Genomic DNA, 201 nt, shown 5'->3' with positions numbered 1-201 from the left:
GGTGAGTTCGAGGGCTACGGTTCGGTGTTCGGGGTCAAGGACAGCTACGACGATATTGTCCTGCCCGGCGCTTTTGCGAACACCTTAAAGCAATGGAATGAGAAAGGCAGCTTACCCGCGCTGCTCTGGCAGCACCGGATGGACGAACCCATCGGTATTTATACCGAGATGAAAGAAGACGAGACCGGGCTGTATCTCAAG

The 201-nt window shown here is 54.7% G+C and carries 1 protein-coding gene; it reads left to right on the top strand.

Going from position 1 to position 201, the window contains the following annotated elements:
• Positions 1-201: HK97 family phage prohead protease (locus tag AAC854_RS24170; protein WP_340619238.1), on the top strand; the 201-nt coding region annotated here is incomplete at both ends.

Source organism: Xenorhabdus entomophaga, from assembly GCF_037996725.1.
GTDB lineage: Bacteria > Pseudomonadota > Gammaproteobacteria > Enterobacterales > Enterobacteriaceae > Xenorhabdus > Xenorhabdus khoisanae.
The sequence above is the reverse complement of the archived record's forward strand: the minus strand, read 5'-3'. Positions and strand labels throughout refer to the sequence as shown.